The following is a 23,741-nucleotide window of genomic DNA, read 5'->3' as shown; positions in this document are numbered from 1 at the left end:
TTACCCATGGACCATCAGTGTCCGAATGTTGTGTTTATGCATAGGGAGTTGCCATGAAGCGCGCGTTGATTGTGGATGATCATCCGGCGATTCGAGGTGCAGTCAAAATCGTACTCAAGCTGGAGGGATACCAGCACATCTTTGAAGCGGCAAGCGGTAACGAAGTCTTGTCGATGATCCGCGAACATAAGCCTGAACTGCTGGTGCTGGACCTCAAACTCCCGAAGCTCGACGGTCTTGAGGTACTGGCACGGATCCAGATGGAAGAGATGCACTGCCGGGTGGTGGTGTTCACCGCCCAGGAGCCAGCGTTTTTCCAGGATCGTTGCATGCGCGCGGGTGCCGTGGCCTACGTCCCCAAGACCAACGATCTGCAGCATCTGCACAAAGCCGTGCGCGCCGTGATGGCCGGCTACACCTTTTTCACCCGATTGCCCTCGAGCTCGGTGTCCGTGAGCCAGGTGCTACGCAGTGAAAAGCACATGATTGACAGCCTCTCGGACCGCGAGTTATCGATTTTCCAGTATCTGGCCCGCGGTACGAGCAACAAGGAAATCGCCGAAATCCTGCACGTGAGCCACAAGACCGTGAGCACCTACAAAACCCGCTTGACTGAAAAGCTCAACGTGAAGTCGTCGGTGCATCTGCGTGAACTTGCCCAGCGTCATGCTTTGGTCTGAATGAACGCTATTCGATACCTGCTGTTGGCTCTTTGCCTGGGGGCATCGAGTGTCTTTGCGCAGCCGCAGACATTGGCGTTGCTGGGCCGTTCCAGCGCGGAAGGCCAGGTGCTGCCGTTATCGGTGGCCGACTCGCGCTGGTTGCAGCAGAAAGCCCGTTTGGTGCTTGCCGTTTCAGCGCCGGATTATCCACCTTTTGACATCACCACCGATCACACGCTTGAGGGGGTGACGGCCGACTATGCCGATCTGCTGCGCCAGCTGCTGCAGGTGGAGATCGAAGTCCAGCGCTATCCAGCCCGCGAAGACGCCGTTCGAGCCGTCAAGCAAGGGGCAGCAGACCTCCTGGGAACGTCCAACAGCTACGAGTCCCAGGACCGCCAATTACAAATGTCCCACGCCTATGCGGTGGATCAGCCGGTATTGGTGACCCGAGTTGACTCGCTCCAGGCACTGGACCCGACGCTGGCTGACAAGCGCCTGGCAACGCTCTACCACTACTTGCCTGAACAAAGCGTGCAGCAGTTCTATCCTGAAGCGCAGGTCCAGCTTTTCCCCTCGACACTGGCAGCGGTCGGCGCAGTCGCCTTTGGCCAGGCGGATGTCTATCTGGGCGATGCGATCAGCGCCCATTACCTGATCAGCAAAAACTACCTGAACAACGTCCAGCTGGCTGACTTCTCGCCCATGGAACCGGGGCGCTTCGCCTTTGCCATGGCCCGCGACAACCCGGCGCTGCTGCGCGTTGTCAACAAGGCCCTGACGGCGATAACGGCCAATGAACAAATGAACATCCTGCGCCGCTGGGGCGCGAGCGGGGTGTCCATGCCGGGCACGCAGTCGCTGCAATTGAGCGTGGCCGAGCAACGCTGGCTCGACCGTCACCCGCGCGTGAGTGTGGCGATCAACGAGAACATCCCGCCGATAACGTTCATGGACAGTGAAGGCAAGTTTCGCGGCATCGGGGTCGATGTGTTGGCGAAAATAAGCCTGCGCACCGGCTTGCAATTCGACATCCGGGGCATGCGCTCAGTGGCCGAGATGCTGCAGGCGATCAAGAGCGGCCAGGTCGACGTGCTGGCCGGCATCGGCCTGAGTTCCCGGCGTGAGGAAGACTTGCTGTTTACCCGGCCGTTCCTGACCAGCCCTTCCGTGCTGGTAACGCGCCTGGCGCCGGATAGCCCCAGGACCCTGGATGATCTGGCCGGAAAGACCCTGGCGCTGACTCAGGGCAATATCGCTGGCGAGTTCATTCGCCAATACTTCCCGTCGATTCGTTGTGTTGATGCGCCGCTGTCGGCCGATGCCATGGAAATGGTTGCCCAGGGCAAGGCACAAGGTGGCATCAACTCATTGATCAGTGCCCGTTACCTGATATCCCGGCAGTACCGTGATCGCCTCCAGGTCACCAGCACCGTGGGCATCGATCCCGCGCGCAGTACCCTGGCGACCGGTCGCGACGACACCGAGTTGCATTCGATCCTGGACAAGGCCTTGCTCAGTATCCCTCCCGAAGAAATCGACGACCTGATAATGCCCTGGCGCAATGACCTGATGGTGGAGCAGAGCTATTGGCTGCGTCATCGACAGAACATATTCCAGGCGTTCGCTGCCGCGGGCGCCTTGCTTCTCCTTGCCCTGTTGTGGATTGCCTGGCAGCGCCGGCAGATCCGCCAGCGCCAGCAATGGCTTGCCCGATTGCAGGAGGCCAAGGACACCGCCGACGATGCGAATCGCGCCAAGACCACGTTCCTGGCGACCATGAGCCATGAAATCCGCACGCCGATGAATGCCCTGATCGGTATGCTTGAACTGGCACTGAAATCCGCCGACAAGGGCGTCACCGACCGCGCGGCCATCGAGGTGGCGTCAAGTGCCGGGCAACAGTTGCTGGCCTTGATCGGCGACATCCTGGACATTGCCCGAATCGAGTCCGGACATTTGTCCCTGATGCCGGAGCGCACCAATCTGCACGCGCTGGTGGTGTCGGTGTGTCGGGTCTTCGAAGGCCTGGCCCGGCAGAAGAACCTGCTGTGGCGCATCGAGCTGGATGAGCACAGCGACCGCGATGTGTTGATCGACCCCACGCGTTTCAAGCAGGTGCTGTCCAACTTGCTGAGCAATGCCATCAAGTTCACCCACAAAGGCGAAGTCAGCCTGAAGTTGCAGGTTATGCCCGTGTTGCCGGACCGTATCGCGGTCAATGTGTGTATCGAGGACAGCGGCAGTGGTATCAGCGACTTTGACCAGCAACGCTTGTTCAGTCCGTTCGTGCAGGTCGGGAATCGCCAGGTATCAGGCCGACAGGGATCCGGCCTGGGGCTGGTGATCAGCCGCACGCTGTGCGAAATGATGGGCGGGCAATTGCAACTCGCCAGTGTCCTGGGGCGCGGTACCCGTTTGGACATCAGCCTTGAACTGCTGGCATTGGAGACGTTGCCCGCCGCTGAAATGGCGCCGGGCGAACCGCCGGCAAGGACCCGGCCACTGACAATTCTGGTGGTGGACGATTACCCGGCCAATCGGTTGCTGCTTTCGCGGCAACTGAGTTACCTCGGGCACCAGGTTCTGCTCGCAGAGGATGGCCAGCAAGGCTTCGAACAATGGCGAAAACACGTCTGCGATCTGGTCGTCACCGACTGCAACATGCCGGTGGTCAGCGGTTATGAACTGGCGGGTGCGATCCGCGATGAGGAGCGCTTCCAGGTGGGGCCGCCGACGTTGATACTAGGCTTCACTGCGAGCGCGCAACCCGAGGAGAAAATGCGTTGCATTGAAGCGGGCATGGACGATTGTCTGTTCAAACCCATTCAATTGGTCGACCTGAGCGCATGGTTGAGCTGCAGATTTCCCGTCGAATCGGCAGGCGTGCCCGAAGCGCCCCCTATCACCGAAATCGATTTAACCGGGTTGCAACGCTACACCGGCGCCGACAGTGAATTGATCGTGCAACTGCTGCAAGATTTGGCCGTGACCAACCGCGAAGATCGCGAGCGTCTTATGCAAGAACATGCCAGCGGTAATCGCCATGGCTTGAAAGACCTGGCGCACCGCATCAGGGGTGGTGCGCAAATGGTCCGGGCACAGGCTCTGGTGGCGTGTTGCGAACAACTGGAGCGTGCTTGTGCCGAGCGCGATGCCGCACTGATCGACGCAGCCGTCGATCAGTTGCACCAGGCGATGACGCGCCTGGACAAAACGCTTGAACAGGGCAGGGGCTTGAACCCGGCTGCTTAATCCCAGGTCGGCGCCAGGCCCTTGGGGCTGGTCAGTCGATAGCCGCGATCCAGGCTGGCGATCAATGCCATGTCGGCATCGCTCAACGTGATCGCGCTGGCCTTGAGGTTGCCGGCGAGGTTGGCGCGTTTGGTCGACGAAGGAATCACGCCATGACCCAGTTGCAGGGCCCAGGCCAGGGTGACTTGTGCCGGTGTTGCTTGCAGACGGTCGGCGATCTGCATAATCACCGGATCCTTGAGCACTTCACCGTAGGCCAGGGTCATGTACGAAGTGATCTGGATACCCTGGCTTTGCGCGAACTCGACGACCTGGCGGTTTTGCAGGTAGGGGTGCAATTCGATCTGGTTAGTGGCGATGTTCTGCGCGCCGACGGCGGTTATCGCCTGTTTCATCAGGTCGACGGTGAAGTTGGAGACACCGATCTGCCGGGTCAGGCCCAGGTCCCTGGCTTCGAGCAAGGCACCCATGAACTCCTCGACCGACACCTGGTCTTGCGGCGACGGCCAGTGGATCAGCGTCAAGTCCAGATAGTCAGTCTGCAGTTTGTGCAGGCTCTCCCGTAGGCTGTCGATCAGGCGATCCTTGGCGAAATTGGCGACCCAGATCTTGCTGGTGATGAACAGGTCTTCGCGGGCAATGCCGCTGGCAGCGATGGCCTGGCCGACTTCGGCTTCGTTTTCGTAGATCTGCGCGGTATCGATGACCCGGTAACCCAGTTCCAGGGCGGTGCTCACCGAATCGATGACCACCTGGCCTTGCAAGCGAAACGTACCCAGGCCGAAAGCGGGGATAGACATGAATGACTCCAGTGGGTGCAGTGGGAATGGGCGCGAGTATCCGCGCCTGTATCCGTGAGAAAAACCGCTGGATGGGCAAAGCAATGTTTACTGGAAATCAAAAATCGATGGCACGTGGTCTGGAATGCATTCCCCTGTAGGAGCGAGCATGTCGAATCGTCGCACCGTCGCGATGGACGTTAACGATAACGCGGGCTATCTGAGTGCCCGCGTTGTTTGGGCGTCCATAGCGAGCATGCTTCCTACAGGGGAACCAGCGCCCAGGCAATATCGCTGCGGCTGAACTCTTCGCCAAGAAAGTCGATCAAGGTCCGCACCGACGGCAGCAGGCCACGGCGTGACGGGAAGATCGCATGGATAACGCGAAACCCTGATGTTCCACCACCTGGGTGAAGTAGTAGAGGGTGTTGAGGTCTTCCACCATCGTTCTCCAGATAGAACGCTAAAGCTGATTTTTGCAGTCTAGCGCAGCAAAGGTCACGGTTTTAAGCTCTGCCCATGACTTCACGCACCTCATCAGGAGACACCATGAAAAACATCATCGGTATCTACACCAGCCCGCGGGCCCATTGGGTCGGCGACGGTTTTCCGGTTCGCACGCTCTTTTCCTACGACAACCTGGGCAAGCACATCAGCCCGTTCCTGCTGCTGGATCACGCCGGCCCAGCTGAATTCACCCCGACCACCGCGCGACGCGGCGTTGGTCAGCATCCACACCGTGGTTTCGAAACCGTGACTATCGTCTACAAGGGCGAACTGGAACATCGCGACTCCACCGGCAGTGGCGGCAAGATCGGCCCCGGTGACGTGCAATGGATGACCGCCGCCTCGGGGATTCTCCATGAAGAGTTTCACTCCGAAGCTTTCGCCAAGAGCGGCGGCACCCTGGAAATGGTGCAGTTGTGGGTCAACCTGCCGGCCAAGGACAAAATGGCCGATGCCGGTTATCAAACCATACTCGATGGCGACATTCCGAGCATTGCCCTGGCGAACGACGCCGGCAGCTTGCGCTTGATCGCCGGTGAATTTGAAGGCCACAAAGGGCCGTCGCGCACCTTTACCCCAATCGACGTCTGGGACCTGCGCCTGAATGCCGGCAAGTTGCTCACGCTGGATCTGCATGAAGGACGCAACACCGCACTGGTGGTTTTGCGCGGCACGATTGAGGTCAACGGCGTGGAGTCGGTGCGTCAAGGGCAGTTGGCCTTGTTCGACCGCAAGGGCGATCAACTGACCCTCCAGGCCAGCGAAGACGCTGTAGTGCTGCTGCTCAGTGGCGAACCGATCGACGAGCCGATCGTCGGCCACGGTCCGTTCGTTATGAACACCGAGCAGGAAATCCACCAGGCGTTCGCCGACTTTCAGTCCGGTCGTTTCGGCCAGATGCACGGTTGATGCCTCGGGCAACCACTCCAGATCTACAATTGTTGATCGAGAGCTACCTCAAGGCTCAACAAGTGGCGAACGAACATGAAGCGCTGGATTCGCAGCGCTAACCGGGATACCCACGCCGACTTTTTCGGCATCGATAACACACGCGGACCCGTTCGGCCTGGCCTGTGAGCTGTACCGCGACCGGCGCAACGACATCGGGCTACAGCACCCTGACCAAGTAACCCGGACATATCGCCCCCTGTAGGAGCTGCCGCAGGCTGCGATCTTTTGATCTTGATTTTGCATGATTTGCAATTCGCCGAAGATCAAAAGATCGCAGCCTGCGGCAGCTCCTACAATGTGTGCGATATTTGCGTTAATCACCCGTGCCGGAGCTGCTTGATGCTGTCGTTACTGACCGAACACCCGCTGGTTTGCGCCTTGCTCCTGATCCTGACCGATCTGGTGTTGTGGCGCTTGATCGGTACCCGTGGCCACAACGTGAAACTGCTGGTGCGGGTGGTGATTTTCTCACTGTTCAGCCTGGTACTGTTCAACGAAGGCATGAACCCGCTGGAACCCGCGCCCTGGGACGACAACGTGCCGTTGCACCTGGCCGCCACCGGTTTGCAGATCGGCTGGTGGCTGTTCGCTGCGCGCACCCTGACCGTGCTGATCGGTGCGGGAATGATGCAACGGGTGGGACACACCGGGCGATTGCTGCAGGACTTGCTGGGTGCGGTGATTTTCCTGGTCGCGGTCATCGCAGCCCTGGCCTACGTGCTCAATCTGCCGGTCAAAGGTGTACTGGCTACCTCCGGTGCCTTGGCGATCATCGTCGGCCTGGCCTTGCAAAGCACCCTCAGCGACGTGTTCTCCGGGATCGTGCTGAACACCACCAAGCCGTATCAACTGGATGACTGGATCGCCATCGACGGCACCGAAGGCCGGGTCATCGATATCGATTGGCGGGCCACGCGCTTGCAGACTTCCCAAGGCAGCATGATCGTGATTCCCAACTCGTTGGCGGCCAAGGCCAAGATCACCAACTTCAGCCGTCCCAGCGATATGTTCGGTCTGTCGATCAGCCTGCAGGTCAGCCCCCATGTCCGTCCGCAAATCGTGATCGATGCCCTTGAGCGAGCGGTGCAGGGTTGCCGAACCTTATTGACTTCACCCGGTGGCAAAGTAGCGCTCAAAAGCTCCAGTGCTGCCGGCAACGAATACGAAATCAGCGGGTTTGTCGCCTCGATGAGCGAGAAGCGCTCGGTACGTAATCAACTGTTCGATCTGGCGTACCGGCATTTGCGGGCATCGGGGATTCACCTGCTGTCGAGCGTCGAAGCCAACCCGTCGAACGACCTCACACGCCCACGGGCGCTGCTCGACAGCTCGCCGCTGTTTTCCAGCCTGCGCCACGATGAGAAGGAAACCTTCAGCCAGAACATGTCCCTGCAATCGTTCCGCACGGGCGAGACGATACTGGAGGCGGGGGAGGTCAGCGATCACTTGTTCATCATCGAGTCCGGGGTGGTTTCCGTTACGCTGAACCGTCACGGCACGCCCATCGAATCCGGACGCATGGGGCCAGGGGAGGTGATCGGCGAGGCCGGTATCTTGACCGATAGCGCGCTACCCGCCCAGTTCACCGCGAAAACCCCGTGTACGCTCTATCGCATCGAAAAACAGTACCTCAAGCCCTGCCTGGATGCCCGCCAGGACATCAACGATGCGATGAAAACCTTGCTGGATTTCCGTCTGAACAAGGCCAAGTCGCTGATCGCGGATGTCCCCCTCGTGGTGCCGAAGAAAGGGTTCTTGCAATGGTTGCGCAGTCGGGTGTGACGGGAGCATGGCGCGTTTAGCGGGCCATTGGCCTCCTCGACTTCTGCCCGATTGGCTATTTGTACACGCAGGCGGTAGAGCTAACTTAGTGCCACACCCACTTGCCCAGGAGCATGCCATGCAACCGCGTATCGATTTCTACACCGCTTCCCCTGACGCCCTCAAAGCCATGATCGCCCTGGAATCCGCCGTTTCCAAACTGCCGCTGGAAAAGTCCCTGATCGAACTGGTCAAGCTGCGCTCTTCGCAAATCAACGGCTGCGCCTTCTGCATCGACATGCATACCGCCGACGCGATCAAGGCCGGCGAAACCCCGCGTCGCCTGTTCGCCGTGACGGCCTGGCGCGAAGCACCCTTCTTCACCGAGCGCGAACGCGCCGCACTGCTCTGGACCGAATCGCTGACCCAGCTCAGCCTGACCCATGCGCCGGATGAAGACTACGAAGTGGTCGCCGCCCAATTCACCCCCAAGGAAATGGTCGACCTGACCGTTGCAATCAACACCATCAACAGCTGGAACCGCTTGGCGGTGGGCTTTCGCAAGACGCCTCAGGCCTGATTTTTTTACCCCTGCGTCATTGAATCGCTCAGGTAATGAAAAGCAGACTGGGCGAGGGAAATGATGCTGTCGGTTACCTATTGCAAACGCCTCCTTTATTGGAGGCGTTTTTGTGCGATCCGTTGATTGTTCTGGCGTGGTAGTGACTATCTCGCTTGATAGTCTTCATTCACTTTTCCTTTCATGCTGCAGTTGTTAAATGGTTTGGTTCTAAATAACTATCAGTTGTGCTAGTTACATAAACTTGCTTCCCGCGTCTATGATTCGTTCGATGTTGAACGCTTTTCCATGGGGGAATTTGATATGGCCGTCACGTATGAAATCTACAGCCTTGAGCGGCCAGATTGGTTGCTCAGCTCAGGGCTTAGTAAAGGCATTTATCATGATCGAAATGCCCTTAATATGATTCTTTCTGCAGGAAAAAAAGTTAGATTTCGGCAATCTCACCCGCACTTAGATATGGGCGTTACGCTGAATTTATTGAATGATGATCGGGAAAAAGAACACCATGCCGTAGTGACTACCCAGTGGGGGGAAATCGTAGCCAGTCATACGTCAGTACTTTTTTTAACGACACCGTACACTGACTCCGCTGGAGAGCTTGTTAGTATTGAGGTGGATTTTGTAGACGGTGGTGAGTATCTACCAATTTGCCAGGCGGGATTAGAGGCGGATAAGTTTTTTAGAGACTGGAATCTGCTGGAAGCAGAATTCGCATTGTATATTTCTGACTGTGCAATGATTTTGATTCCGGCTAAAGACAAGGCGGTGCTGTGGGCTATGCATCAACGATCTGGCTTACAAAGCCTGGCTGCGTACTATGATGGTATTTTTGAGCACTTCAACTACCTTGCTGGGCTTTCATTTAATCCAACTGTGCCGACCGATAAAAACATCCCTAATCGCTACTTTATGAAGGCGGATAAGTCAGGGCCCGGTGCCGCCTACTATGGATGGTCGTGGACAGCGGAGTCAAAAGATTCTGTTGCAGAATTTTGGCTTAATATTGACGGGGCCAACTGGGGCAGTATTCATGAAATAGGTCATGGTTACGAGGGGCTGTTCAGGGACTCCAGCTCTATCAATCTGCGTGAGGTTTGGAATAATGTGTTCGCCGCAAGTTATCAACTTAAGGTATTAGGGGATGAGTTTTATCGAAAAGGGTGGCTATACGCTAGCGGCGAGGAACGTCTTTATACAATAGCTATGGAAGAGTTCGACAAAGGGACAGTTGGCAACAATTTAGCGTTAACGCTGTATTTTTTTCTGTTGATATTTGGGTGTGCTGGCGATCCGAGTATGGCCGAGTTTCACAAGCGCTATCGTCGACTCAGTAATGAGCCAAGGTTTCGGGCTGACAGCCATCCGGCGATGGATCTTTTGAGTGACGTCACTATTGATAAAGCTAATGTTGATACTTCCGAGTTTATGTCGTTTGCCAGTGCGCCACTGACTCTGCAGCAGACAATCAGGAATTCTTTTAGCAATGCTGTTCCGGTTTACCCTCTCTATTTACTGGTTAAGAACAATAGTCTGAAACAGATTCAGGCGCAGCTAGGGTTGAGAAGCCCAGTGGATCTTGTCAGTAGCTCTCAGCTAAGCATCACTGGTTTGACGGCTAGCATCACGATTAATTTTGATGGGATTTTATTAAGGGAACTACGGGGTAAGTCTCTTTTACTAGGAAATGGTCAAGGAATGGCCAGGGTTGTTGAAATAAAAAGTGCGACGGTTATTGTGAGCGGCTTGAGTTTGGGGGTCTATGCATTGCAACTGCCTTCTGTACGCGGCGGGGAATATCAGAGTGTCAGGTGTTATGCCGTGATTAGAGATGCACCTAATGAAATAAATTGTTCCTACGTTAAAAAGGACGGAAGTTATCTGGTAGATCAGGTTGTAAGTTTGGGAGGCTTATATGGTGTTTTTTGCAGGCTTGACGTGCAGGTTTCTAGGGGGCGCTTGTTGGTCGATGTTGTTTATCCAGCTCCGCACAGTCTTTTTGAGAAAGAAGTGTATGCGCGGATAACAGTAAAAAATGTACATGGTGATGTCGTTTTTTTTCGAGAAATGTTGGGTGAGAAAACCGAGTTGTATTCTACGGTAGTTGCAATTTCAACGGGTTTTACAATTGAGGTTATGCACAGGGAGCCATCGCGCTTATTTGTATCTAGCAGCCTGGAGTCGGCAGTGATTGATAGGTGGGCACTTATCAATGAGTTGGTGGTGACTGAGCAAGGGCTTGTCAATGTCAGTCTTGGGACTAATGCTGGTGAAAATCTAAGGTCTGAAATTGATAAGTGTACGGAGTCTTTTTATACGCATCCGCATCTTGTTATACATGATGAGTATCCAGTTAAACAAGATCTTCGTAGGGCGATCAATACATTCGCGGAACCCGTAAGGAGTCAGCTGTTTGAACGTTATCGCAAGATTGAATTCGTACGGCCGCCCGTCAATCATACAGTTGATGGGTGGGACTTTACTTGGTATTGGCAAGGGAACGGTGGTCGCGCAGTTGGTTACTTAAATATGCAACTACTGGCGCGTACAATTGACTTGGTTTTTTATGCAGGTCGCCCCCATAGTTACTTTGCATCGACTTACCTGTCGGTGATGGTGAAATCAGAGAAGGGCGAAATAATTTACCTTCAGGAGTTTCGCGGAGATGTCTGGGCTCAAGCGAGTCATGTGCAGTTGCCGTTGGTGCCGGGGAGTGAAGTGAGTGTCATGCACAGGGAAGCCACACGCAGTTGGATCGTAAATAATTCTAGCGGGAGCATAATTTCAGTCGGGCACGTGCAACATGTTCAAATCGGAGGTCCGCAACGCTTGAATCTGTCCAGCTACTGGCCGGTATCGACCAACGAATCGGATACTGGGGACATGCAGGCGTAACACGCCAGGCCTCAATGCGCAGCCGGTGGTTGCACCTTGCGCATCAAGGGCACCATCGCCGTGGCGACGATGAAGCAGACCATGATCATCAGGAAGGCGTCGCCGTAGGTTTGCGTTTGCGCTTCGCGGTAAGTCAGCAGCCAGAGCTGGCGCAGGCTGGCGGTGACACCCACGTCGCCGCTCTGGCCGAGGGCGGCGAAGTTGTGGCCAACTTGGGACAGCCACTGGTTGAGTGCTTCGTTGGTGCTGTTGAGGTTCTCCGCCAATCGGGTGAAATGCAGGTTGGTGCGGTCATTGAGGATGGTCGCGCAGGCGGCGATGCCGATGGCGCCGCCCAGGTTTCGCATCAGGTTGAACAACCCCGACGCATGTTTCAGCCGCGCTGGCGCCAGGCCGCCGAGGGTCAATGTCACCGCAGGCGGTACCGCCAATTGCTGGGCAATCCCGCGCAACGCTTGCGGCAGCATCAATTCCTTGGCTCCCCAGTCATGGGTGATCGGGCTGAAATCCCACATCGACAAGGCGAACAAGCCAAGGCCGGTCATCATGATCCAGCGCAGGTCGACGCGGTTGGCCAGAAAGGCGTACAGCGGAATCGCCATGATCTGGAACACGCCGGTGGAGAAAACCGCCAGGCCAATGTCCAGCGCGCCATAGCCACGGACGCGGCCGAGGAACAGCGGTGTCAGGTAAATGGTGGCGAACAGACCGATGCCAGTGACAAAGGAAAAGAAACAGCCGAGGGCGAAGTTGCGGTCTTTCAAGGCGCGCAGGTCGACGATCGGGTTGGCCACGTGCAGGGTGCGGCCAATAAACGCCAAGCCGGCCAGACCGCTGATCCACGCCGTGGTCAGGATCGTGTGGTCGCTGAACCAGTTCCAGCGCGGACCTTCTTCGAGGGTGTATTCCAGGCAGCCGAGGAACAGCGCCAGGAACACCATGCTCAGATAGTCGGCGCCTTTGAGCAGCGACAGTTCAGGCTGGTCGATTTTCACCAGCATCGGCACCGCCACGGCGACGAAAATCCCCGGAACCAGGTTGATGTAGAACAGCCAGTGCCAGGACGATACATCGGTGATCCAGCCACCGATCACCGGCCCCAGGGTCGGCGCCAGGGATGCCACCGCGCCGATGGTTGCAGCGGCAATCACCCGTTGCTTGCCGGTGAAGAAAACGAACGCCGTGGTAAACACCATCGGAATCATCGAGCCGCCGAGAAACCCTTGCAAGGCCCGGAAGGCGATCATGCTCTGGATGTTCCAGGCCATGCCGCATAACAGGCTGGTCAGGGTAAAACCCACCGCTGAGGCGCAGAACAACCAGCGCGTGGAGAACACCCGGGATAGCCAGCCGGAGAGGGGGATCACGATGATTTCGGCGATCAGGTAACTGGTCTGTACCCAGGCGGTTTCATCGGTGCCGGCGGAGAGCCCGCCGCCGATGTCACGCAGCGACGCCGAGACGATCTGGATATCCAGCAGCGCAATGAACATGCCGATGCACATGCTGGCGAAGGCGAAAACCTTGGTCGCCGTCGCCATGCTCGCGGCATTGAACGGTGGTGCCGGGGCGGCGAGGGCGCGGCTCATGGCGCGCTGGCCACGGCTGGCGTTTCAGGCTCCTTGCGTGTGTCCACTTCGGCGGTGACCGAGAGACCGGGGCGCAGGTGGCCGAGCACGCTGTCTGCCGGGTCGAGATGAATGCGCACCGGTACCCGCTGGACGATCTTGGTGAAGTTGCCAGTGGCGTTTTCCGGCGGCAGCACGCTGAATTGCGAACCGCTGGCCGGTGCCAGGCTGTCCAGATGGCCGTGGAATTCCTGGCCCGAGAGAACGTCGGCGTAAATGATGACTCGCTGCCCAGGCACCATGCGTGCCAGTTGATCCTCTTTGAAATTGGCATCGACCCACAAACCACTGGACGGTACCACTGACAGCAGCTGCGAACCGGCCTGGGCATAAGCGCCCACTCGTGCCCGGCGATTACCGATCACCCCATCTACCGGTGCGCGAAGTTCGGTGTAGCCGACGTTCAGCTGCGCCAGGTCGCGCTCGGCGAGAGCCTGAATCAGGGCGGCGCGGGCTTGTTGTTTTTGCGTGGCGATCACGTTCAACTGCCGTTGCGCCGCCAGCAACTCGGCCTGGGCGCGGTTGCTTTGGGCCTGCGCGGTCTTGAATGTGGCGTTCGCCCGTTGTGCGCTTTCCACTGAAACGGCATTGGTAGCGACGAGTTTTTTGTAGCGTGCATCGTCATCACGCGAACGAGCGGTTTCGGCACCGGCGGCATCGATACCGGCGCGGGCCTGGCCGATGACGGCCTGTTGCAGTTGTTCGGTGGCGTCGAGGTTGGCGAGCAGGGCTTCTTCAGCCGCCACCGCGCCTTCCGCCTTGGCCAGGTTGGCGCGATAGTCGCGTGAGTCGAGGCGGATAAGCACATCGCCGGCCTTGACCTGCTGGTTGTCGGTCACCAGCACTTCATCGATGTAACCCGCCACCTTCGGCCCGATCACCGTCACGTCAGCACCGATATAGGCGTCGTCGGTTTCCTCGATGAACCGGCCGGCGGTCCACCAGTGTGCGGCGTACATACCAGCAAGTACCAACACGGCGATGCCCAGTGTCGGCAGGAGCAGGCGTTTGAGCAGCGGCTTGGGAGTGTTCACCGGGACAGCAAGGTCTGGCTCTACGGTGGGCATGCTGGTCATGGAGGATTACCTGTGGAGGCCATTAAATTACGTGCGTAATATGACGCATGTCATATTTTGTCGCAAATGGTTTTTGCTGCCGGCTGTCAGGTAGTTGTGGGGGAGAAAATGAATGAGTGCCTGGTGGCAGGTGACCGATTGTGAAGGGCGCCAACAGGCGCCCGTCGTTGTCCTGTTGTCTTAAGCCGAAAGTTGCGCCTGCAATCGACGGCCAATCACATCCAACAAATCACAGCCATCGCGCAATGAGGTCACCAGCACCCGGGCTAAATCACTGTGAACGCCTTCGCTGAGCGCAAAGCTTTCCAGCAGTTGAGTCGCGGTGCGGATGCGGTAGGCCGCAATTTCGTGCAGCACGTCCAGTGGTGCTTCGGTATCGATCAGCAACGATGGAACACTACAGTCGATACCGGTGACAGGCATATATCGATCCATGACAAAAAACCTCCTTTGGGTAATAGAGCGTGACCACTCAGCTAGTTGTTTGGCGGTACCTCGGGGAAACCACCCGGTGGGTCAAGGTTGTCCAGCGCCCGATTGACCAGTAGTTCGCCCAGCACGGCCAATTGCTGAATCGCCAGCATGACATTGCGGCGCGAGCCTTCCAGTTCACACGCAAGGTCGGTGGCCATGACATTCAGGGACGCGAGCGTTTCACAGGCGTGACAGAGCAAGGACTCAGTGTCGATGTTCGGCATGATGGTGAAGACGTGGCTGACAGGGTCGGGACGATTTGGATTGCGCAGGCGCGCGCTGACCAGGGGTTCGGTGATCTCGGAGAGTTTGGAGATATCGATAGGTTCGTAGATCGACGGGTCGGGCGATTGCGCGGAATGGGGGGCGGTCTTTTTCATGTCGAGGTCCTTGCAGAGTTGAAATGCCTACCCATGCCGTCAATCAGGATTGGTTAGCGGCACTGCATGAGTTGGCGGGCCGCTAAAGTTATTACCAGAAAATACCATTTAATTAATCAAAAAAATGAACATCTATGTAATTAAATGATTCATGTTTAGTTGCGGTGCTAATCGTTTTCGTTTTTCTGAAGGTTTATTCGCCAGAAGATTTCCGGTTCTGTAAGAAATATCCTCAATGTAAGTAGGGTAGGGCTGTAGGAATTGACGCTGAATGTGATGCTGTGAAACATTGTTTGACGGCTGTTAGGTGTGGTTGCAGTATTGTTTTTCGCTCGGAGGGCAGGGTGCAGGAAACCGGGGCTGATCAAAAAAACATCAGGGTAGATTAGATCTTTTGATGGATAATTTAAGTGGTAGATATTTAATGTATAAAAAAGAGAAGACAGAAAAACTGAAGAGCAATATTAAATATCTAATAAAAAGTCGCGGGGAAACTCGGCTGTCGTTGTGCAATTCAAGTGGTTTGACCAGAACAACAATCTATAACATTCTTGAAGGAAAAGTCGTCAACGTTCAGCAATCCACTATTCGTAAGATTTCTGACTTTTTCGGGGTGTCTTACAAGGAAATAGAGACGGTTGATTTTGAAGAGAAGGAGATTATAGAAAGTAGTGTTTCTCTGCAGGGGAACATGAATCCAGCTGCGGTACCTATCATCAAAGAAAGCTTGCTTTTTCAGAGCCTTGACAAGCGAATCGGCGAACTGGCTGCAACTCATCCTCTTACTTATTATTTTGGTACCGCTTGCAATCTCATCGCTGTGCTGCTGGAGAATGAAATTGTTGGCATGAACGAGCCTGGAGATCTATTGATAGTGAAAAAAGGATCATCGAGTGGTGAAAAAGAAAAGCTCATCTATGACAAAATAACGAAAAAACTGCTTGTGACGTGTGAGTCTGTTCTTGATTTGGATGCTGTTAGTGTTGTGGGGGAAATAATAGAGGAAAGATTCAATGGGTAGAAGTCAGGAAAACAGTAGCTACCGGCTGCTGGGGTTTGAAAAGAGCAATAGTCTTGCTTTGGTTATGGTTGTCTCCACAGGAAGAATTATCAAGATCAAACTTGCTGAGTTGATGAAAAGTGAGGTGATGGATAACTTTAATAAGGTTGAAATAAAAGACGTATACAGAAAGTTTTATTCTGGCGGCTCGGCCTTGACGGCTTATGAGATCGCTGATCGCCATGAAAGGTCGTGGATGACCTATGTCGCTCTAAATCTAATGCTGTTCGCTCTTTATATTTTTACGAATGTTGCAGCAGCTAAACTTGTATATTTAGAGTATTTCGATATTGTTGTTACTCCTGGCGTTTTCCTCTATCCATTGACCTTTTTAATAGTTGATCTTTTGAATGAGTCTTATGGGCTTAGGCTTGCAAGGAGAGCGATATTTTTTGCTTTCGCAAGCAATGCCTTTATTCTGGTGTTACTCACTGTCACTGGTTTTCTTCCTGGGCTGCCTACTTGGGAGCTTGACGGATCATACAATAAGGTTATTGGTCATGTCTCGTCTGCATTAGTAGCCTCATCGGTATCGTTTCTTTTTTCTGAGTACGTAAACTCATATTTGCTGTGTAAAATAAAGGAACTTACAAGTTCAAGGTTTCTTTTTTTGCGGGTTTTCTTTAGTACCTTTTTTGCAGTAATAATAGATAGTTTTATTTTTTGCTTTATTGCATTTTATGGCTCCATGGAAAATGACGAAATCCTGAATATAGTTTATGTTCAGATAGTCATCAAAATGTGCTTTGCTGTGTTCAACGTGTTGCCCGCCTATGGTGCGAGGTCGCTGTTCAAGAAATATGTGGCTGGAGCTCAGGCGGTATAAGTTGTGGAGGCTATAATTAACAATCTGGAATTCATACCGCCCGATAACGTGCTAGCTATTTTAGGCTTATTTTGCTCTTCAGGGTTTTCATGGTTTTCTCCTTGTCTTCCAGAAAGTCATTCAGCCCTTTCGCACGAAGATTGCAGGCGTCGCAATTGCCACAGCCGCTGCCTTTCATCCCGTTATAACAAGTCAAGGTATGGTCGCGGATCAAGTCCAGGCTATTATGGTGGTCAGCTAATGCCCACGTTTCCGCTTTGTTTAACCACATTAACGGAGTTTCAAGGTGTAATTTGTAATTCATTCCCAGCGCGATGGCGTTGTTCAGCACCTCGATGAATTCATGCCGGCAATCAGGATAGCCAGAGTAATCGGTTTCACAAACACCGGTGATGACGGTGTCCGCTTGCACTTGATAGGCGTAAATAGACGCCAAAGTTAAAAACAGAATATTTCTACCGGGTACGAAGGTGCTCGGTAGACTGTGTCCTGCGTTGCTTGTGCTTGGTACGGGAATGTTGTCGCGCGTCAAGCTGCTAATGGCCAGCTCATTAAGCAATGAAGTATCTAATACCTTATGCACTTTTATGCCAAGCTTTTTGGAAAGTTGTTGCGCGACTTCAATTTCCGCGCGATGGCGTTGTCCATAGTCGAAGGTAATACAGTGAATTTCATCAAACAGCGGTAGCGCGTGGATCAAGCAGGTGGTTGAGTCTTGTCCGCCACTGAAAACGATAACTGCCTTTTTAGTCATGCTTTTTTCTTCCTTGGAGGGAATCCAACGTGTGTTGGGGGCATTGACCGTACCGGGAAGATCAAACTGTGGCTGTGGGACGTTTCCGAGATGGCTGTCGGCGCTTTCCGAATCTGTCAGTTATTGGCAGATATCTGGAAATTCCGAAGGGTAGTGGTGCGACGGGAATGGTCGTCGGGTATGGGGCTCACTTGAAAAGACACAGCCCTGTAGGAGCTGCCGCAGGCTGCGATCTTTTGATCTTGATTGTTCAAATCAAAGATCGCAGCCTCGTTTCACTCGACAGCTCCTACAGGTTCTACAGGTCCTGCGGGACAGGGGTCAGGCGCGTTCGAAGATCGCCGCGATGCCCTGGCCACCGCCGATGCACATGGTCACCAGTGCGTAACGGCCGTTGATGCGGTGCAGTTCGTGGATGGCCTTGGTGGCGATGATTGCGCCGGTAGCGCCCACTGGGTGACCCAGGGCGATGCCCGAGCCGTTCGGGTTGACCTTGGCCGGGTCCAGGTCCAGCTCCTGGCTGACGGCACAGGCTTGTGCGGCGAACGCGATGTTGGCTTCGATCACGTCCATGTCGGCGACGGTCAGGCCGGCGCGCTTGAGCGCCAGGCGCGTGGCCGGGATCGGGCCCAGGCCCATCAGTTCCGGTTCGAGGCCGGCGTGGGCGTAGCTGACCAGGCGGGCCAGTGGGCGCAGGTTGTTGACCTGGACCGCAGCGCCGGTGGCCATGACCAGTGCGGCAGCACCGTCGTTGAGACCGGAGGCGTTGCCGGCGGTGACCGAGCCGTCCTTCTTGAACGCCGGCTTCATCGCCGCCAACTGTTCCAGGGACGTGGCGCGTGGATGCTCGTCGACGTTGAACAGCTTGGTGCCCTTGCGATCCGGGATTTCCACGGTCGCGATCTGATCAACGAAATAGCCGTTGGCAATCGCGTGGGCTGCGCGTTTCTGGTCTTCCAGGGCCAGGGCATCCTGCATTTCACGGGTGATGCCGTTGCGTGCGGCGACGTTCTCCGCGGTGATGCCCATGTGGATGTTCTGGAACGGGTCATGCAGGATGCCGAGCATGTAGTCGACGGCCTGAACGTTGCCCATGCGCGCGCCCCAACGAGCGGATGGCAGCAGGTACGGGCCACGGCTCATGGACTCGGCACCGGCGCCGATGGCGATGTCGGCGTCGCCCAGCAGCAGGGTCTGCGCCGCGCTGATGATCGCTTGCAGGCCCGAACCGCACAGGCGGTTGACGTTGTAGGCCGGGGTTTCCTTCGGGATGCCGGCGTTCATGGCGGCAACGCGGGAGATGTAGGCGTCGCGGGTTTCAGTCGGGATCACATGGCCCATCACCAGATGACCGACCAGCGCCGGGTCAACGGCGGCCTTTTGCAGGGCGGCTTTCACGGCGGTGGTCGCGAGATCGGCCGGTGGCACGTCCTTGAGTGAACCGCCGAAGGTGCCAATGGCGGTACGGGCGGCGCTGACGACGTAAATTTCCGGGGTGTTCATGGCTGTGTTCCTTTTGCTGGATTCTTATCTGTACTGCGATTGAGCAGGGCGTTCAAGGCCGTTTTTGCCTCAACGGTGTTGAGACGCTGGATGAACAGCAGGTTTTCTTCGCGCAGGGTGGCTTGCAGTTCGGCCATGCCGGCCTGGGTCATCAGCTGCCGGGATTGGCGCAAGGCTTGCTGGGGCATCGCCAGGAAGCGCTGGGCAATTTTTGCCGCCGCGGCCAGGCACTGCTCGCCGTCATCGAAGGCTTCGTTGGCCAGGCCCCAGGCCACCGCTTCGCTGCCATCAAGGCTGTCGCCCAACAACAGCAGGCGCGCCGCGCGTGCCTGGCCCAGTCGGCGTGGTAGCAGCAGGCTGGCACCGAACTCGGGGCACAGGCCCAGATTGACGAACGGCGTGCGCAGCTTGGCATTACGGGTCACCAGCACCTGGTCGCAATGCAGCAGCAGGGTGGTGCCGATGCCGATGGCGGCCCCGCAAACCGCCGCGATCAACGGCTTTCGCAGGTGGGTCACGGCGCGCATCAGGCGAAATGCCGGGCTGTCCAGGTGCGTTGGCGGCTCTTGCAGGAAATCCACCAGGTCGTTGCCACTGGTAAAACAGTTCGGGCCACCGGTCACGATGACCACCCCGATTTCATCGTTCTCGTCAGCTGCAAACAGCAGGTCGGCCAAGCGCGTGTACATGGCGTTGGTCAGGGCGTTGAGCTTGTCGGGACGATCAATGGTCAGTGTCAGCACGCCATCGCGATAGTCTTGTTTGATCAGGTCGGTCATTGCGGGCTCTTGCAGAGTCGGTTCGACGGCCACTTTAAGCGGCAGGGGAACCCCGCAGCTATGACAAAACGGGTCAACCGAGCTGATGCTTTTTGCCATATCGCGTCGGTAAAACCGCCCACACACCCATTCGGGGTATGGTGCCGCCTGGCGAATCCACCAATAGTAGGTTCATCCGCTCATCCAGAGCCGAACTCGCTTGATAAGGTGCATTTGCTATGGGCAAGACACTGCTTAAGGTGATTTCCAGTCTGTTTGTTGTACCGCTGACCCTGAGTGCCCACGCTGGCGAGCCGGACGGCGCCAATACGCTGCGGCTATATAATTGGGCGGACTACATCGGTGAGAAAACCCTGGCCGATTTTGAAAAGGCCACCGGTATCAAGGTGATCTACGACACCTTCGATGCCTATGAAACGGTGCAGGCCAAGCTGCTCACCGGCCACTCCGGTTACGACCTGATCGTGCTGAATGCATCCCTCGCGCCGCCGCTGATCCAGGCCAAGGTGTTCCAGCCACTGGACAAGAAACTACTGCCGGGCTGGAGCAACCTGGACCCGAAAGTCTTGCACGACCTGCAAGGGTTCGATCCGGGCCCCACCTACTCGGCACCTTATACCTGGGGCAGCAATGGCATCACCTACAACGTCGACAAGATCAAGGAGCGCATGCCGGATGCGCCGATCGGCTCGCTGGCAATGATTTTCGATCCGAAGATCGTCTCGCGCTTCGCCGACTGCGGTGTGACCCTGGTCGATGCGCCCACCGAAGTGATTCCCCTGGCGCTTAAGTACCTCGGTCGTGATCCCCGTAGCGCCAAGCCGGATGACCTGAAGGCGGCGCAGGAACTGCTGTTGTCCGTGCGGCCGTACATCCGCAAGTTCGACTCGGTCAATTACCTGACCAGCCTGCCCAACGGCGATGTGTGCATGGCCATGACCTGGTCCGGCGACTACGCGACGGCCATGGCCCGCGCGGAAGAAGCCAAGTTGAACATCAACCTGTCCTACTTCATTCCCAAGGAAGGCTCGCTGATCTGGTTCGACAACATGTACATCCCGGCGGACGCACCCCATGTCGCCAATGCGCACAAATTCCTTGAATACCTGATGCAACCGCAGGTGATGGCGGACGTCACTGACTACATCCATTACGCCAACAGCAACGCGGCGGCCACGCCTTTGTTGAATGCCGATGTGCGCAATAACCCGGCGATTTACCCCGATGACGCCACCCGCGAGCGCCTGTTCCCGCAGAAGACCCAGGACGCCAAGGACATGCGCGCCATGACCCGTGTCTGGAGCACGGTGAAAAGCGGCATCTGATTCGTTCGATCGTTAGTCAATCCGGTTAGAGGTTTATTTATGGCGACGCCAACACGCAGCGTTTTTTCCCCAGCGGACGAGTCCCGGCTGGTCAAGGCCGACAAGGCCCACCATATGCACGGTTATCACGTGTTCGACGAGCATGCCGAACAAGGCTCCTTGAACATCGTCGCCGGTGATGGCGCCTATATCTACGACACCCAGGGCAACCGCTTTCTCGATGCCGTGGGCGGCATGTGGTGCACCAATATCGGCCTGGGCCGTGAGGAAATGGCCCAGGCCATTGCCGATCAGGTGCGGCAACTGGCCTATTCCAACCCGTTTTCCGACATGGCCAATAACGTCGCCATCGAGTTGTGCGAAAAACTCGCCAGCCTGGCGCCCGGCGACCTCGATCACGTGTTCCTCACCACCGGCGGCTCAACTGCCGTGGACACAGCCTACCGGCTGATCCAGTACTACCAGAACTGCCGCGGCCTGCCGGAAAAAAAGCACGTCATCGCCCGTTTCAACGCGTACCACGGCTCCACCACCCTGACCATGTCGATCGGCAACAAGGCTGCCGACCGGGTGCCGGAGTTCGATTACGCCAACCCGCTGATTCACCACGTGTCGAACCCCAATCCCTACCGTGCGCCGGATGGCATGGACGAGGCGCAGTTTCTCGAGTTCCTGGTCAAGGAGTTTGAGGACAAGATCCTGTCGATTGGCGCAGACAAGGTCGCCGGTTTCTTTGCCGAGCCGGTGATGGGCTCAGGCGGGGTGATCATTCCACCCAAGGGTTATCTCAAGCGCATGTGGGAAATCTGCCAGCGCTACGACATCCTGTTCGTCGCCGACGAGGTGGTCACTTCGTTCGGTCGCCTGGGCAAGTTCTTCGCGTCAAAGGATGTGTTCGACGTGCAGCCTGACATCATCACCACCGCCAAGGGCCTGACTTCGGCTTACCTGCCGCTGGGCGCGTGCATCTTTTCCGAGCGCATCTGGAAGGTCATTGCCGAGCCGGGCCAGGGCCGTTGCTTTACCCATGGCTTCACCTACAGCGGCCATCCGGTGTGCTGCACGGCAGCGCTGAAGAACATTGAAATCATCGAGCGGGAAAACCTGCTGGCCCACGTCGACGATGTTGGCGGTTACCTGGAGCAGCGCCTGGCCACGTTGCGCGACCTGCCCCTGGTGGGTGATGTGCGTTGCCTGAAATTGATGGCGTGCGTGGAGTTCGTCGCCGACAAACGCACCAAGGCGTTGTTCGCCGACGCAATCAACATTGGTGAGAAAATCCATGTGCGGGCACAAGCGAGGGGGCTGCTGGTGCGGCCGATCATGCACCTTAACGTGATGTCGCCGCCGCTGATCCTGACTTATGCACAGGTCGATGAGATCGTCGACATCCTGCGCGAGTGCATCCTGGAAGTGGCGGCCGAGCTTGAGGCGAGCGGCCAGTATTTCGGCCAATGATTTCAACCCTCAGGTCGTTACCAAGGGACTGTTCACCCGCTAGACTGCGTGGCATGAGCAAGCCAAACGACGAAACACTGATCACGATGCCCTTCGGGGCACTGCATAAATGGCATGGGGGCATGCGCGAGGCGTTCGCCCATATCGATGAGCCCGACGCGCTGCAATACCTGGCGTCGGCGTTGGCGCAGCTGGTGTCCATCGAGTCGATGATGATCAGCCTGGAGCGCAAGGACCGCGCACCACAGTTGCTGTATCAGCGCGGGATTGCCCAAGAGTATCAGGTCTCGATTCTTGAGCGCTATTTTGCCGGGGGCTACTTGCTCGACCCGTTCTGCCTGGCGGTGGAGCAGGGACTGGCACAGGGGTTTTATCACCTGGAGGAAATTGCGCCGGACAACTTCTTCGACAGTGATTACTACAAGACCTATTACCTGAAGGCGAACTGTTCGGAAGACAGCTACTACATCGTCGATACCGGCAACGACACGAAAATCTCCGTCAGCCTCTTTCAAGGTTTCGGCGGTGAATGCCTGCGGGTGGAGCAGTTGAATCTGCTGCGCGCCGTCGAACCGCTGGTGCGCGAATTCATCAGCGAATTCAGTCGCCGTGGCCTGCAGCGCAGTGACGAGATCCAGGGCGATAACGATCAAGGCCTGCGCGATGATCTCAAGCATCGGGTGCAAACGGCGTTCGAACAGTTCGGTTGTGACTTGCTCACCGAACGCGAGCGCGAAGTGGCGCACATGGTGCTGCGGGGGCACTCGGTGAAATCCACTGCCAGCCAGATGAACATCTCACCGGAAACCGTGCGCATGCACCGCAAGAACCTGTATCTGAAGCTGGAGGTGGGTTCGCAGTCGGAGTTGTTTGCGCTGTTTATCGAGTGGTTGCGCGGGCATTGAGCGTTGATCGTTCCCACGCTCCGCGTGGGAATGCCTCAAGGGACGCTCCGCGTTCCAGCGCTGGAGGGGACGCAGAGCGTCCCGGGCTGCATTCCCACGCGGAGCGTCACTAGTGTCCGGTAAACATGTTTCATAGCTGAAGGCTGCCTTGGGCAGCCTTCAGCTTTTCTCGCTCCTGCCTTC

Annotated in this window: 19 protein-coding genes and 1 pseudogene; 12 read left to right on the top strand and 8 right to left on the bottom strand. The window is 56.4% G+C overall.

All coding sequences use genetic code 11. The annotated features are described in order from the left end of the window. The first annotated feature begins 53 nt into the window (after positions 1-53). The gene (locus tag AC3WWR_RS16935) at positions 54-680 is read left to right on the top strand and encodes a response regulator transcription factor (RefSeq protein WP_020795687.1); all 627 of its coding nucleotides are present in this window, start codon (positions 54-56) and stop codon (positions 678-680) included. Continuing rightward, positions 681-3,917 (top strand): transporter substrate-binding domain-containing protein, encoded by a 3,237-nt coding sequence (locus AC3WWR_RS16930; protein ID WP_492598895.1) that lies wholly within the window; start codon positions 681-683, stop codon positions 3,915-3,917. Here AC3WWR_RS16930 and dkgB read toward each other — a convergent pair. Beyond that, a complete protein-coding gene (gene dkgB, locus AC3WWR_RS16925) occupies positions 3,914-4,717 on the bottom strand; it encodes a 2,5-didehydrogluconate reductase DkgB (protein WP_020795685.1) in 804 nt (267 codons plus the stop codon). The genes AC3WWR_RS16930 and dkgB overlap by 4 nt on opposite strands. Before the next feature lie 528 nt (positions 4,718-5,245). Here dkgB and AC3WWR_RS16920 point away from each other — a divergent pair. The 5 genes and pseudogenes from AC3WWR_RS16920 to AC3WWR_RS16900 all read left to right on the top strand — a co-directional run bounded on the left by AC3WWR_RS16920 (position 5,246) and on the right by AC3WWR_RS16900 (position 11,390). After that, the gene (locus tag AC3WWR_RS16920; RefSeq protein ID WP_020795682.1) at positions 5,246-6,112 is read left to right on the top strand and encodes a pirin family protein; all 867 of its coding nucleotides are present in this window, start codon (positions 5,246-5,248) and stop codon (positions 6,110-6,112) included. Further along, positions 6,094-6,213 (top strand): annotated as a pseudogene (locus AC3WWR_RS16915) (hydrolase); the annotation flags it as partial. The gene AC3WWR_RS16920 and the pseudogene AC3WWR_RS16915, both read left to right, overlap by 19 nt. 280 nt (positions 6,214-6,493) lie before the next feature. Further along, entirely contained in the window at positions 6,494-7,936 is a 1,443-nt protein-coding gene (locus tag AC3WWR_RS16910) for a mechanosensitive ion channel domain-containing protein (RefSeq protein WP_492598894.1), read from the top strand. 118 nt (positions 7,937-8,054) lie between these two features. Continuing rightward, the gene (locus tag AC3WWR_RS16905) at positions 8,055-8,495 is read left to right on the top strand and encodes a carboxymuconolactone decarboxylase family protein (RefSeq protein ID WP_151142922.1); all 441 of its coding nucleotides are present in this window, start codon (positions 8,055-8,057) and stop codon (positions 8,493-8,495) included. 303 nt (positions 8,496-8,798) lie between these two features. Continuing rightward, positions 8,799-11,390 (top strand): putative mucin/carbohydrate-binding domain-containing protein, encoded by a 2,592-nt coding sequence (locus tag AC3WWR_RS16900; RefSeq protein WP_151142920.1) that lies wholly within the window; start codon positions 8,799-8,801, stop codon positions 11,388-11,390. Positions 11,391-11,401: 11 nt separating this feature from the next. On the opposite strand, the gene AC3WWR_RS16895 is transcribed toward AC3WWR_RS16900, so the two are convergent. The 4 genes from AC3WWR_RS16895 to AC3WWR_RS16880 form a co-directional block, all read right to left on the bottom strand. Next, positions 11,402-12,979, bottom strand: coding sequence for a DHA2 family efflux MFS transporter permease subunit (locus AC3WWR_RS16895; protein ID WP_020795677.1), 1,578 nt, complete (start codon positions 12,977-12,979; stop codon positions 11,402-11,404). Beyond that, positions 12,976-14,094: an HlyD family secretion protein gene (locus AC3WWR_RS16890; protein WP_020795676.1), complete on the bottom strand. Its 1,119-nt coding sequence runs from the start codon at positions 14,092-14,094 to the stop codon at positions 12,976-12,978. The genes AC3WWR_RS16895 and AC3WWR_RS16890 overlap by 4 nt, the downstream gene beginning before the upstream one ends. 180 nt (positions 14,095-14,274) lie before the next feature. Further along, on the bottom strand, positions 14,275-14,529 hold the full coding sequence (locus AC3WWR_RS16885) for a hypothetical protein (protein WP_033039858.1): 255 nt from the start codon (positions 14,527-14,529) through the stop codon (positions 14,275-14,277). A 41-nt stretch (positions 14,530-14,570) separates the two neighbouring features. Next, positions 14,571-14,948 carry a DUF6124 family protein gene (locus AC3WWR_RS16880; protein WP_033039860.1) on the bottom strand — a complete coding sequence of 126 codons (378 nt, stop codon included), beginning with the start codon at positions 14,946-14,948 and terminating at the stop codon, positions 14,571-14,573. Between the two features lie 424 nt (positions 14,949-15,372). Here AC3WWR_RS16880 and AC3WWR_RS16875 point away from each other — a divergent pair, with 424 nt between their 5' ends. Together AC3WWR_RS16875 and AC3WWR_RS16870 are read left to right on the top strand one after the other, a co-directional pair. Next, a complete protein-coding gene (locus tag AC3WWR_RS16875; RefSeq protein WP_020795670.1) occupies positions 15,373-15,969 on the top strand; it encodes a helix-turn-helix domain-containing protein in 597 nt (198 codons plus the stop codon). Then, positions 15,962-16,834, top strand: a complete 873-nt coding sequence (locus AC3WWR_RS16870) for a queuosine precursor transporter (RefSeq protein WP_020795669.1) — start codon at positions 15,962-15,964, stop codon at positions 16,832-16,834. The genes AC3WWR_RS16875 and AC3WWR_RS16870 overlap by 8 nt, the downstream gene beginning before the upstream one ends. Positions 16,835-16,889: 55 nt before the next feature. Here AC3WWR_RS16870 and queC read toward each other — a convergent pair whose 3' ends face one another. From queC to AC3WWR_RS16855, 3 genes are all read right to left on the bottom strand, one after another. Beyond that, on the bottom strand, positions 16,890-17,588 hold the full coding sequence (queC, locus tag AC3WWR_RS16865; RefSeq protein WP_020795668.1) for a 7-cyano-7-deazaguanine synthase QueC: 699 nt from the start codon (positions 17,586-17,588) through the stop codon (positions 16,890-16,892). Positions 17,589-17,909: 321 nt separating this feature from the next. Further along, complete coding sequence (locus tag AC3WWR_RS16860; protein WP_151142918.1) at positions 17,910-19,091, bottom strand: acetyl-CoA C-acyltransferase family protein; 1,182 nt, start codon at positions 19,089-19,091, stop codon at positions 17,910-17,912. Then, a complete protein-coding gene (locus AC3WWR_RS16855; protein WP_020795666.1) occupies positions 19,088-19,870 on the bottom strand; it encodes an enoyl-CoA hydratase-related protein in 783 nt (260 codons plus the stop codon). The genes AC3WWR_RS16860 and AC3WWR_RS16855 overlap by 4 nt, the downstream gene beginning before the upstream one ends. A gap of 218 nt (positions 19,871-20,088) precedes the next feature. Between AC3WWR_RS16855 and AC3WWR_RS16850 the strand changes: the two genes are divergently transcribed. From AC3WWR_RS16850 to AC3WWR_RS16840, 3 genes are read left to right on the top strand one after another with little or no spacing between them, the layout of a single operon-like run. Then, a complete protein-coding gene (locus AC3WWR_RS16850) occupies positions 20,089-21,195 on the top strand; it encodes a polyamine ABC transporter substrate-binding protein (protein WP_020795665.1) in 1,107 nt (368 codons plus the stop codon). A 39-nt stretch (positions 21,196-21,234) separates the two neighbouring features. After that, on the top strand, positions 21,235-22,653 hold the full coding sequence (locus tag AC3WWR_RS16845) for an aminotransferase (RefSeq protein WP_432668434.1): 1,419 nt from the start codon (positions 21,235-21,237) through the stop codon (positions 22,651-22,653). Continuing rightward, the gene (locus AC3WWR_RS16840; protein WP_033045467.1) at positions 22,650-23,558 is read left to right on the top strand and encodes a LuxR C-terminal-related transcriptional regulator; all 909 of its coding nucleotides are present in this window, start codon (positions 22,650-22,652) and stop codon (positions 23,556-23,558) included. Before AC3WWR_RS16845 ends, AC3WWR_RS16840 begins: the two co-directional genes overlap by 4 nt. Positions 23,559-23,741: the final 183 nt, after the last annotated feature.

This window comes from Pseudomonas sp. EB271-G4-1, assembly GCF_058791355.1.
The sequence above is the reverse complement of the archived record's forward strand: the minus strand, read 5'-3'. Positions and strand labels throughout refer to the sequence as shown.